This is a genomic window from Nostocoides sp. F2B08, from assembly GCF_009184895.1.
In the GTDB taxonomy this organism is placed as follows: Bacteria; Actinomycetota; Actinomycetes; order Actinomycetales; family Dermatophilaceae; genus F2B08.
In genome coordinates, this window is sequence record NZ_WESE01000002.1 from 719,808 (window position 1) to 731,858 (window position 12,051).

Sequence of the window (12,051 nt, forward strand, 5' to 3'; positions counted from 1 at the left end):
CCCGCGCATACAGGGTGAAAACGGTGCTCTTGACAGTGCGGAACGCGCGGGGCGAGACTGCCTGACGAAACGGCGGACATCTGTCCGCTAGATCGCGATCAGGACACCCCCGATCCGTGACCAGGAGGCAGACAGTGACCAACACAGGGCCACTCGCCGGCATCGTCGTGGCGGACTTCTCGCGCATCCTCGCCGGTCCGTACGCGACCATGCTGCTCGCCGACCTCGGCGCCGAGGTCATCAAGGTCGAGTCGCCCGGCGGTGACGACACCCGCACGTGGATGCCGCCGGTGCGCGAGGGTATCTCGACCTACTACCTCGCCGTGAACCGCAACAAGCGGTCCATCGCGCTCGACCTCAAGGACGAGGGGGACCGGGCTCTGGCCCAGGAGCTGGCGCGTCGCGCCGACGTGTTCATCGAGAACTTCAAGCCCGGCGGTCTGGACCGCTTCGGCCTCGGCTACGACGCGGTGTCCGCCGACAACCCAGGGATCATCTACGCGTCGATCAGTGGCTTCGGCAGCGGCGAGAAGGGCCGTGAGCTGCCCGGCTACGACCTCATGGTCCAGGCCATCTCCGGACTGATGAGTCTCACCGGCTCCCCCGACGGGCCGCCGTTCCGTGCCGGCATCTCTGTCTTCGACGTCATCACCGGCCTGCACGCGACGATCGGCGTCCTCGCCGCGCTGCATGCGCGCGAGGCGACCGGCGAGGGCCAGCACGTCGAAGTCAACCTGCTCTCCTCGGCCCTCTCGGGACTGGTCAACCAGTCCAGCGCCTACGTCGCGGGCGGCACCGTCCCCCACCGCATGGGCAACAGCCACCCCAGCCTGTTCCCCTACGAGCCGCTGCCGTGCCAGGACCGCGACCTCATCGTCACCGCCGGCAACTCCGGGCAGTTCCGCAAGCTCGTCGACGTCCTTGGCATCCCCGAGGTGGCCGACGACCCGCGGTTCGCGCGCAACGAGGACCGCACCGCCAACCGGGAGGAGCTGCGGCCGCTGCTCGTCGAGCGACTGCAGACCCGCACCGCCGACGAATGGTTCGGCGAGCTGACCCGCGCGGGGGTGCCCTGCGCGCCGATCAACTCGGTCGAGGGTGGGGTGCGGTTCGCGGAGGAGATCGGGCTCGACCCGGTTGTCGAGATCGGCCCGACGGGCCAGACGATCCCGTCGGTGCGCAACCCGATCCGGTTCTCCCAGAACGCCGCCCGCTACGACCTGCCACCGCCGTCCCTCGACCAGCACGGAGACGCGCTGCGCCTGTGGCTCTCCGACCCCTCCCTCGAGACGATGCCGCCATCGGACACGGAGGACCTCGCGACCGACGACGATCCCCAGGACCCCAGATGACGACCTTCCCCACCTCGCTCGGCACCTCGACGCCCGAGGAGATCCGCCTGCTCGGGCAGAACCTCACGGAGGACCTCATCGGCAAGGTCGGCTTCGGCGAGCTCGCCTTCTGGCTCGTGACATTGCGCCGGCCGACGCCCGAGGAGACCCGGCTCTTCGAGGGCGTTCTCGTCGCCCTCGCCGACCACGGCTTCACCCCGACGGCGATCGCGGCGCGGCTGACCTATCTCTCGGCCCCCGACTCGCTTCAGGGCGCGCTTGCCGCGGGCCTGCTCGGCGGCGGCTCGCGTTTCCTCGGCGTCACCGAGGACTGCGGGAAGTGGCTCGACGAGGTCATCGGAGGGCTCGAGGAGCAGCCGCAGGACGACGCCGGGTGGGACGCGGTGGCCGAAGCCGCTGTCCGCGCCACCCGGGAGGCCGGCCGCTACGTGCCCGGACTCGGGCACCCCGTCCACAAGGAGGAGGACCCGCGCACCCCGGTCCTCATCGCCCTCGCCGAGGAGGTCGGTCTGCGCGGGCCGCACCTGCGGCTGTTCGAGGCGGTCGGCCGGGTGCACCCCGGCATCCTCGGCCGGACCCTCCCGCTCAACGGCGCAGGGGTATGCGGTGCCGCCCTCGCCGACCTCGGCCTCCCGGTCGACCTGCTCAGGGGGTTCGCCCTCCTGGCGCGCGCCGCCGGACTGCTCGGCCACATCGCCGAGGAGCGTCGTCGCCCGATCGGCATGGACGTGTACCTGACGGTCGACCGGGCCGCCGCATACGTCGACCCGACCGACTGAAGCACATCGTCACCAACAGCACGAGACACAGGAGTCCTCATGGCCGAGGTCGTCGCCGTCATCGCCTCGACGCACCACCCGTTCTACTACCGGGCGAGCACCTCGACCGGTGACGACCGCCCGCCCTTCGCCGACGAGTGGGTCGCCAAGATCGAGCGCTTCCGGGAGACCCTGACTCGCGCCAAACCGGACGTCCTCGTCATGGTCGGCAGCGACCACTTCCACCAGCTCTGGCTGGACAACATGCCGCAGTTCCTCGTCGGCAAGGCGCCGTTCTACGACGCCAACTGGTACAACGAGGAGCGCGAGTTCGGGCTCCCGCGGTTCCGGCTCGAGGGGCACGAGGAGCTCTCGTCGCACATCCTGCGTGGGGGGCTCGACTCCGGGTTCGACCTGGCTTTCAGCAACGAGCTGCGGATCGACCACTCGATCACGTGCCCGATCATCACGCTGCGGCCCGAGGCCGACCTGCCGATCGTGCCGATCTACACGAACATCTTCGCTCCACCTCTGCCGCAGCCGTCCCGCTTCGTCGAGCTCGGCCGCCAGATCCGTCGGCTCGTGGAGTCCTGGCCTGGCAATGAGCGGGTCGCCATCATCGGCACCGGGCACCTCTCGCTCGAGCTCGGCGGTCCGCGCCAGTTCGGCCCACACGGGCCGGACCCGGAGTTCGACCGCAAGGCCGTCGAGTGGATCGCGAGCGGTGACATCGAGGGCTGCCTCGCCGAGGTGACCCTCGACAGCCTGCACGCTCCCGGCAACGCGACCCACGGGTTCATGGACTTCATGCTCATGATGGGGGCCGCCGGTGACGGGGTGCGGGCCGACCACGTCGACTCGCTCGACCTGTTCCACACGATGGAGGCGTACTTCACCTGGTATCCGAAGGCCACTGCCGACGGAACGCACGGAGCCGGGAGGGCCGACGCATGAGCAAGTACCTGCTGAACAAGTTCCTCTTCACGGTTGACCGCGACCCCGAGCTGGTCGAGCGCTACCGCGAGGACCCCGCTGATCTCGTGACGTGGTGGGAGGAGAACGAGGCGAACCGGATCCTGAACTGCATCGCCGACGAGCGCAGCACGTGGCTGGCCTTCACCGACGAAGAGCGGGCTGCTCTCACCGCTCACGACCACGTCGCGCTGTTCCGGATGGGGGCCCACCCGTTCCTCACCCTGACGCTCTTCATCGCGATGTTCGAGCGTGACAACACTGAGCCGCTGCAGTACCAGAAGGCCTACGGCGCAGCGCTCGCCGAGTTCTCGCTGCCGTATCCCGACATCGCGACCTGACCCGTCGCCCTGCCGGTCCCCGATCGGCGCGCCGAGCGCGTGACCCCCTGCATCCGCGCTCGGCGCGCCTTCCACTCACCGAAAAGGTCGCTGTCACCCCTTGACAGGACGAAGGTCGTCACAGGATTCTGGGAGAGCGCTCTCTCTCATCAGGTGCCGCTTGGCATCGCGGACTTCTCGAGGAACCACTGTGCACCGTCGCACCCGCAGGCAACTGTCCACTGCGCTTTCCGCAGCGCTCGTCGCCGGGCTGGCGGTGATCGCTCCGACGAGTTCCTCTGCCGTGGGGTTGGAGGTGGTCTTCGACGATATGGAGCACGGCGCCCCCTTGGCCAACGGGTGGACCAGCTTCAATGGTGCGGTCGGCGGTGGGGGAATCAACGCGAACAACGCCGATCTTCCGCCCGTCGACGGTGGGTCGTTCGCACTGGAGACAGGCTGGGGCTCGGGCGGGACGCCTGGTTTCTACGGCGGGTTCGGTCGGGAGTTGCCCACCGACACGACGGGCACCGACCACTTCAGCTTCTGGATCAACCCCAATGCTGGGCAGAGCTACACGCTCGAGATCAACCTCCAGGAGGACGGTGCTCAACCCGACGGCGCCGATGAGTTCCAGTTCGACTGCGTCGTGTCGGATGCCGGTCCATGCGCGGTCAGCGGGGGCGGCTGGCAGCTGGTCTCCATCCCGCTCGCCGACTTCGTCGACGACAACTCGTTCCTCACCGGCGGCGACGGAGTGTTGGGGAGCCAACTCGCCGGCGTCGTCATAGCCGTCATCGGGACCGGATCCGATGTCAACTTCCGGACCGACTACTGGGCCTTCAGCGAGGGTCCCCGCACCTACGCCCCTGGCGGCGTCATCGACGACTTCGAGAGCGGAGTCGCGCCCAACGAACCCTGCCCACCGTCGGTCCCGCCGCTCGGCTTCTGCACGTTCAGCGGCGCAGGGAGCTCGGTCACCCTGGCCACGACCGACGCGCCGCCCGCCCCGGTCCCTGGGTCATCCGATCCCAACAACGTCCTCCGGATGGACGTGAGCTCCACCTCGTTCGCCGGCTTCATCCACGGTTTCACCGATCCCCAGGACTGGTCCCGGAACGAAGGCATCTCGCTGTGGATGTTCGGCCAGAACAGCGGAAGTCAACTCTTCATCGACATCCTCGACAACCGCAACCCCGACTCGACGACGGACGATGCCGAGCGGTTCACCGTGGCATTCGTCGACGACTTCAGCGGGTGGCAGCTGCTCGAGTTCCCCTTCGCCGACTTCGTTCGCAAGGAGATCGGCAACGGCGCCCCCAACGACGGCCTCGGCCTGTTCGAGATGCACGGTTACGCCCTCGGCGCGCTCGGCACGGGCGGAGCCCGGACGTACTACGTCGACGACGTCTCCGTGTACGGCGTGGCCCAGCCCCCCGCGCCGGCCGTCAACTTCGCCCGGCAGAACACCTTCATCGAGGAGGGCACGACCGGTCAGGTCGAGGTCAGGCTGAACCGCCCGCTCGGCCCGGACGACCCGGAGCAGGTGAGCATCGACTACGCGACCGAGCGCTCGAACGCGACTCCGGGCGAAGACTTCACGCCGACGTCCGGGACGCTGACCTTCGAGAGAGGCGGTCCCTCGACCCTGAGCTTCCCCGTCGAGACCTTCGACAACACCAAGTTCACGGGCGACAAGCAGATCGTCATCCGACTGACCAACCCGGTCGACGTGGAACGGGGAGCCCTGTTCCAGGGCTCGGTCCTCATCGACGACAACGACGACTTCGACCCGAAGCTGCTCGACGACTTCGAGCAGGGCGCCTACCTCTGGTCCGCCGACGACGAGGTCACCCTCAGCACCCAGGACGTCTCGAGTGACGACGCCATGGCCCGCCCGGACCAGGATCCGGTCGAGGCGGTCCTCCAGGTCGACACCCCCGTCGTCGCCGACATCGAGGTGTTGGGGAACCTCTGCAACAAGGGCAACGGGGTCGTCCCCGTGCACCTGCTCAGCACCACGGTCTTCGACGCGACAGCCGTGGACCACACGACCGTGCGGTTCGGCAAGGCGGCCGAGACCCACACGAGTGGCCGGAACAAGACTCCCACCCGACACGTCGCCGACGTCAACCGGGACGGCCTGAAGGACCTGGTGTTCCACTTCCGGGCCAGGGAGACCGGCTACGACTGCACCTCGACCGACCTCGCCCTCACCGGCGAGATGCAGGACGGCACTCCGATCATCGCGGGGGGCGAGCCGGTCGCCTTCGGTCGGGACTTCCCGATCGCCCAGGACTGGACCGGGGACGCCGGTCTCAGCTTCTGGTACTACGGGACCGGCTCCGGCGACGACGTCACCGTGACGCTCAAGGAGAACCGTGCCCCGGACCCCGGCCCCGATGGGTGGGAGCTGGCCTGGGCCGACGAGTTCGACGAGCCGGCGGGCACCCCGCCGAACCCGGCGAACTGGGCCTACGAGCTCGGCGACACCACCCCCGACGGCAAGAACGGCTGGGGCAACGAGGAGCTCCAGTACTACACGGACGACCCCGACAACGCCTCAACCGACGGCGACGGCAACCTCGTCATCACCCTCGACGAGGCGGACGGCTCCCAGGAGTGCTACTACGGCGCCTGCGAGTTCGAGTCGGCACGGCTCATCACGCAGAACAAGGCGGAGTTCGCCTACGGGCGCATCGAGTCGCGGCTCAAGGTGCCCACCGGGGGCGACGGTCTCTGGCCGGCCTTCTGGAGCCTCGGCACCGACATCACCTACAACCCGTGGCCGGGCGCCGGCGAGATCGACTTCATGGAGTACGTCAGCCGCGAGCCGAACGAGATCTTCGGCACGATCCACGGCCCGGGCTACGCCGGCGGCGAGAGCTTCGGCGGGATCCAGGAGTTCGAGGAGCGCGTGGACAGCCAGTACCGCACGTTCACCGTGGAGTGGCAGCCGAACCTCATCGTCTGGTACGTCGACGGTATCGAGTACCACCGCGCCGTTCCGAGCGATGTGGCTCCGAACCCGTGGGTCTTCGAGAAGCCGTTCTTCCTGCTGCTGAACTTCGCGATCGGCGGCAACTTCGGTGGTGCGATCGACCCGGACAACGCCTACCCGCAGGAGTACCTCGTCGACTACGTGCGGGTGTACCAGGGCCCGGACACCGCCGAGCGGTGGGAGACGTCGTTCACGGACACCGTCGCCGGGTGGCAGCGGGTGACCGTACCGCTCGACGACTCGTGGAGCCGCAGCGCCGACCAGCCCGAGGGTGCTCCGAACGACGGACTCAGCCTGGACGAGGTCTGGGGCTACGGCTTCGAGCTGCCCAACGCTGGGACCGCCAGCGGTCGGGTCGCGTTCGACCTCATCACGCTGGACCCCATTCCCAAGCCGGCCGAGGTCACGGTGACCACCCTCGAGGACAGCGGCGAGGGGTCGCTTCGGCAAGCCCTCACGGAGGTCGCCGATGGCGGCACCATCAGCTTCGACCCGAGTCTCGCGGGTGAGACGCTGACCCTGACGTCGGGCCAGCTGGAGATCGCCGGATCGGTGACGATCGACGGTCCCGACAGCGGCCCGGTGACCATCAGCGGTGGCGACGCATCGCGCGTGGTCCAGGTTGCAGCCGGCACCGAGGTGTCGATGAACGACCTCGTCATCCGCGATGGCGTCGCGGCACCTCAGGGTGGCGGTATCCGAAATCTCGGAGAACTGAGCCTCGACCGCGTCATCGTGACCGACAACACCCAGAACGCGCCCGGGCCAGCCAACTTCGAGTTCGGAGGAGGCGGTATCTACAACGGCAGCGGCGCGACGCTCACCCTCACCGACAGCACGGTGAGCGACAACACCTCGGTCGCTCAGCCGGCCGGTGGCATCTACGGGTTCTTCAACAGCACGATCACGATCACTCGTAGCACCGTCAGCGGGAACGTCGCCGGTGACGTGGCCGGAGGGTTGCGCTCGCTCGGCAACTCGACGGTCGTCAACAGCACCTTCAGCGGCAACACGTCGACCGCCTGGCACGGCGGCGGCATCTTCCACACCGACGGCCAGCTGACGGTCACCAACTCGACCTTCGCCGGCAACAATGCGCTCGAGGGCACTGCGTCGGGAATTCTCGTGGCCTCCTTCGGCGCCCCGGCGAGCGCGACGCTGACCAACAACGTCCTGCAGGGCGTCGGCGGAGCGTTCGCCTGCGCCATCGAGGGCGGTGGAGCTGCGACGATCACGTCAGGTGGCTCGAACGTCATCAACGACGGCTCGTGCAACCCGAACGGCACCACCGACCAGTCGAACACGGACGCCCTGCTCGGGCCACTGGCCGACAACGGCGGACCCACGCTGACGCACGCACTCGAGGCCGGCAGCCCGGCGATCGGTGCGGCGGATGCGGCCGCGGCTCCGGCGACCGACCAGCGCGGGTTCGCCCGGGACGCCGACCCCGACGCGGGTGCGTTCGAGTTCGGCGCGTCGCCCTGATCCGCGTGCCGAGCGCGTGAGTCCCGCCTCCGCGCTCGGCACGCGCTCCACCTGACCCGAAACTGCGACCTGACCCCTGCAATTGCGGGAGTCAGGTCGCAGTTCGGGTGTGGTGGCCGGCCAAGGGGGTCCTGGTCGTGATTCGGGTGCCTCGGCGGCGTCGGATCAGCTGTCTGCCGGACGCGTGACATATCGCGCTCCTGGCATGCCCCCGACTCGGCGTCGGATCAGCGGCCTGCCGGACGCGTGCCATAGCGCGCCTTTGGCATGCCCCCGTGTCGGCGTCGGATCAGCTGTCTGCCGGACGCGTGACATATCGCGCTCCTGGCATGCCCCCGACTCGGCGTCGGATCAGCGGCCTGCCGGACGCGTGACATCGCGCGCCCTTGGCATGCCCCCGACTCGGCGTCGGATCAGCGGCCTGCCGGACGCGTGACATCGCGCGCCCTTGGCATGCCCCCGACTCAGCGTCAGATCAGCGGCCTGCCGAGCGCGTGACATAGCGCGCTCCTGGCATGCCGCAGACTCAGCCGCCGTGTGCCGGCCGGAACCCGGCGCGCTCAGCCGTCTCGCCGTCGACGAACCACTCGTGCGGGTCCGCCTCATACCCGGGTTCGCCCGGCAGGACGTAGGTCATCGTGTCGTGCCACGCCTTGACCGGGTGACCCAACGGCTGGGCACCACCCTCGACCGGCGCGGCGGACCCCCAGCCGTGTCCTCCGTCGCGAACGTCCTCGAGGGCTGACTCCCCGGAGCCCCTACCGCCCCTACCGCCCTCGCCGCCTTCGGTGCCCTCGTCGTCCGGCTCGTGCACGGTGCCGTCGGGTTCCTGGACCTGCGGGCCGCCGTGCTCGTCTGCAGTCCAGTCGCCCCGCTGCCGGAACTCCTCTCCCGCCCCGAGGTCATGGTCGGTGGGGTCGTGCTCCCGGGCGAACGCCTCTTCGCGCTCGCGCCGCTCGGCCTCCTCGCGGGCAGGGTCCTCGTTCTCGTCCTGCGACTGTCCCTCGTCCTGCGACTGCTCGGCCTCGCGCTGCTCGCGGTCGGCGTCGGTGCCGGCATCCTGCTCGAGGCTGTCCGTCGGGTCCGAGTCCCGGAGCGCCTCGCCCTCCTCGGCCGCGGCCGCTTCGGGGGTCTGCTCGACAGCGGACTCGTCCGTGAGGGCACCGTCCCGCGGCAACACGCTGCCACCGCCCGACCCACCATCGCCGGACGTGTCATCCGGCGCGTCGGCCAGCACCCCCGAGTCGTCGACGCCGCCCGCATGCCGGCTCTCGTAGTCCTCGGGGTCGGTCTCACCACCCTCGTCGGCGCCCCGAGCATCCTCGAGCGCCTGGCTGAGCTCGTCGGAGTAAGCGCCGGTCTCGGCGTCGATGGGCTGCTCGCCGACGCGGTCGGTCGGCTTGCTCTCGTGAGACGCGCCCTCGGTGACACCACTCATGCCGTCATCGTCGACAGCGTCCTGCGCTGTCGACGAGTCCCCGTCCTCGCCGTTGCTGTCCTTGTCCTTCTTGAACCACATGTGACCTTCTCCGCTCAGAGTGACCTGCTGGTCCGGCCAACGCTAGCGGCAGACAGCCGTGCCGTCCCGGCGACGGACCTGGAATGCGCAGGTCAGGACGTGTGAGATGCCGCCTGGTCGGGCTGTGTTCCAGCGCCGCTCTGGATCACAAGCAGCATGGTGCCCTCGGGATCGCGCAGGTAGGCAAGGCGCTCACCCCAAGGCATCACGGCGGGAACGACGGCCACGTCATCGCCGGCGTCAGCGACGACGCGGTCGAGGTCGCGGACGTAGACGCAGAGGTCGACCGCGTGCCCCATGGCCGGCCGTGGCGTCTCGCCGTACATCGCCGGTGCGTTCCCGTGACCGAGGCCCACCAGCCCGGATCCGATGCGGAGGGTGAGGAACTCGGCGTCGCCCTCGTCGGGGTACCGGTACTCGACAACACCGCCGAGCACACGTTGATACCACGCCGTCGACCGGACGAGGTCGGCGCAGTTGACGATCGGGAAGACGTGATCCTCGGGCACGGGGCGGCTCCTGCCTAGGGGGGCCATGCCGATATCGCTGCAGCGATATCGGCCGCCTGGGCGTCGAGCGTGCCTCGGTCCGGCTCGTGGAACCCGGCGCTGAGCGACAGTCCGTCACCCTCGGTCCGCGGCAGGACGTGGAGATGGACGTGCATGACCTCCTGCATCGCGACCGCTCCGTCCGCCAACAGCAGGTTCACCCCGTCGGCGGGGATGGACGATCGGCGCACCGCCGCGGCGAGCAGCTGAGCCACCCGGAACATCTGGGCGCCGTCCTCGGGGTCGAGGTCGGCGAGGTGCGGCGCATGCCGTCGCGGAACGACGAGCAGATGTCCGGGGGTCGCGGGGGCGATGTCCATGAAGGCCACGACGCGCTCGTCCTCGTATGCGGTGCTCGCCTCCGCCCCGCCCCTCACGATCGTGCAGAACACGCAGTCCATGGCCTCGAGTATGGCCGCTCCACCGCCGCCGCAGCGTCCGGGCCGCCCGGGCGTCGCGCGCGGACCGGTGAGGCGGTCCTCGACTCAGTCTTCCTCGTGGATGAACTCCCGCACGAGCGCGGCGAAGCGGTCGGGATCATCCAGGTGTGGGAAGTGACCGGCCTCCTTGAACAGCTCGACCCGACAGTGCGGGATCGACTCCTGGGCGCTGAGGGCGTGCCAGGCCGGGATCATCCGGTCCTTGGCACCCCACACGATGAGGGTGGGGATCTTGGGCATGCTCTCGAGCCGTTCGTGGGCGCTGATGCTCTGCCCGCCGAGGTCGATGACCGAGCGGGTCGTCGCGAGGAAGGCCCGTCGGCTCTCGCCGTCGGCGAGTGACGTGAACCCCTTCCAGATGGCGCGGAGGTCCGAGCCGGGGCGCCACCCGACCTTGGCCACCCCCTGCCCGAGAGACTCGAGGCGCGACAGCACAGGGCCGGAGGCCGCCACCCGCAGCACCTGGTCGGCACCGGGCAGGGTGGCCGAGCGCAGGACGAGGTTGACCTCACGACCCAGGCCGCCACTGGCGATGAGCACGAGCCGGTCGACCCGGTCCGGGAACAGGTAGAGAAACTGCATCGCGATGCCGCCGCCCAGCGAGTGCCCGACGAGGGTGACGCGCTCGACCCCGAGGTGGTCGAGCAGGTCCCGAAGGGTGGCCGCGTGCGCGCTGAGCGAGTAGTCGCCCATCGGCTTGGCCGAGTCGCCGTGCCCGAACAGGTCCGGCACGATGACGCGCTGGTTGTCGTCCATCCGGTCCACGAGGCGGGCCCACTGCCGCTGCGACCCGAGGATGCCGTGGATGAACAGGACGACCGGACCGGAACCGCTGTCGACGAAGGACAGCTCCTGCCCGTGCAGCACGACCGTGCGCGGATCCATGCGAGGCATGCGGGTCTCCTCCGAAGGTGGTCTGCCCACCAAACTAACCGCAGATCACCGCGGGCCGGACGGCAGGTGTCCTATCCGACGCGGCCGGCTGACGGCTCACCTGAAGTGCTGGGCCGTCTGCTGGAGCCGCTCGTGGTAGGCGGCCCACCACTCGGCATCCTCGTCGGGCAGGTTGTCACCCTGGGTCCGGAGTCCGACGACGCCGTCGATGAGCTCGCGGACGATGTCGGCGTGGCCGGCGTGCCGGCTCGTCTCGTCGATCATGTGGACGAGCACCTGGTGCAGCGTGACATCGCCGTGCTCGCCCCACCAGGCCACTCGCCCGGGCGCCTCGAGCTCGAGCGCCTCGATCGTCCCGTCCGAGTGCGCCCAGACGCGCCGGTACAGCGCGACGATCGCGTCGAGGGGCTCGTCGGCGGTGGCCCACATGTCGGCGTTGGTCTCCGCGTGGTCCTCGAACCACGGCAGTGGTTCCCCGAACGGTCGTCCGAACGTGTCCCCCAGATATCCGGCCTCGACGCTCGCCACGTGCTTGACGAGTCCGAGCAGGTTCGTCCCGGTCGGCACGACGGGTCGGCGGGCGTCGTACTCGCTCACGCCCTCGAGCTTCGCCAGCAGGGAGTCGCGTCCGCGCTGCAGGTACCGCTGCAGCAGCTGCTTGGCCGTCTCGCCCTCGTCCACATGCCTGTGACCGCCCATCCGGACAGTATGTCCGCACCCGAGGGGACGCGGTCGATTCGCGCGCACCGCCTCGACCCCGTA

At 69.4% G+C, this 12,051-nt stretch carries 10 protein-coding genes; 5 read left to right on the forward strand and 5 right to left on the reverse strand.

All coding sequences use genetic code 11. The features are described from left to right. The first annotated feature begins 134 nt into the window (after window positions 1-134). The 5 genes from GA707_RS07040 (at window position 135) to GA707_RS07060 (ending at window position 7,888) form a co-directional block, all read left to right on the forward strand. Window positions 135-1,352: a CaiB/BaiF CoA-transferase family protein gene (locus tag GA707_RS07040; RefSeq protein ID WP_152177666.1), complete on the forward strand. Its 1,218-nt coding sequence runs from the start codon at window positions 135-137 to the stop codon at window positions 1,350-1,352. Next, the gene (locus GA707_RS07045; RefSeq protein WP_152177667.1) at window positions 1,349-2,131 is read left to right on the forward strand and encodes a citryl-CoA lyase; all 783 of its coding nucleotides are present in this window, start codon (window positions 1,349-1,351) and stop codon (window positions 2,129-2,131) included. Before GA707_RS07040 ends, GA707_RS07045 begins: the two co-directional genes overlap by 4 nt. A 39-nt stretch (window positions 2,132-2,170) precedes the next feature. Then, window positions 2,171-3,064: an extradiol ring-cleavage dioxygenase gene (locus tag GA707_RS07050; RefSeq protein ID WP_152177668.1), complete on the forward strand. Its 894-nt coding sequence runs from the start codon at window positions 2,171-2,173 to the stop codon at window positions 3,062-3,064. Then, a complete protein-coding gene (locus GA707_RS07055) occupies window positions 3,061-3,423 on the forward strand; it encodes a hypothetical protein (protein WP_152177669.1) in 363 nt (120 codons plus the stop codon). Before GA707_RS07050 ends, GA707_RS07055 begins: the two co-directional genes overlap by 4 nt. A gap of 190 nt (window positions 3,424-3,613) precedes the next feature. Next, complete coding sequence (locus tag GA707_RS07060) at window positions 3,614-7,888, forward strand: carbohydrate binding domain-containing protein (RefSeq protein WP_152177670.1); 4,275 nt, start codon at window positions 3,614-3,616, stop codon at window positions 7,886-7,888. 526 nt (window positions 7,889-8,414) lie between these two features. Here GA707_RS07060 and GA707_RS07065 read toward each other — a convergent pair. The 5 genes from GA707_RS07065 to GA707_RS07085 all read right to left on the reverse strand — a co-directional run bounded on the left by GA707_RS07065 (window position 8,415) and on the right by GA707_RS07085 (window position 11,988). Continuing rightward, the gene (locus GA707_RS07065) at window positions 8,415-9,407 is read right to left on the reverse strand and encodes a hypothetical protein (RefSeq protein ID WP_152177671.1); all 993 of its coding nucleotides are present in this window, start codon (window positions 9,405-9,407) and stop codon (window positions 8,415-8,417) included. A gap of 92 nt (window positions 9,408-9,499) precedes the next feature. Beyond that, window positions 9,500-9,916: a glyoxalase/bleomycin resistance/extradiol dioxygenase family protein gene (locus tag GA707_RS07070; RefSeq protein WP_226963580.1), complete on the reverse strand. Its 417-nt coding sequence runs from the start codon at window positions 9,914-9,916 to the stop codon at window positions 9,500-9,502. A 14-nt stretch (window positions 9,917-9,930) separates the two neighbouring features. Next, window positions 9,931-10,356 carry an HIT family protein gene (locus GA707_RS07075; RefSeq protein ID WP_152177673.1) on the reverse strand — a complete coding sequence of 142 codons (426 nt, stop codon included), beginning with the start codon at window positions 10,354-10,356 and terminating at the stop codon, window positions 9,931-9,933. Window positions 10,357-10,440: 84 nt separating this feature from the next. Next, window positions 10,441-11,289: an alpha/beta fold hydrolase gene (locus GA707_RS07080; RefSeq protein WP_226963581.1), complete on the reverse strand. Its 849-nt coding sequence runs from the start codon at window positions 11,287-11,289 to the stop codon at window positions 10,441-10,443. A gap of 96 nt (window positions 11,290-11,385) precedes the next feature. Then, a complete protein-coding gene (locus GA707_RS07085) occupies window positions 11,386-11,988 on the reverse strand; it encodes a DinB family protein (protein WP_152177674.1) in 603 nt (200 codons plus the stop codon). Window positions 11,989-12,051: the final 63 nt, after the last annotated feature.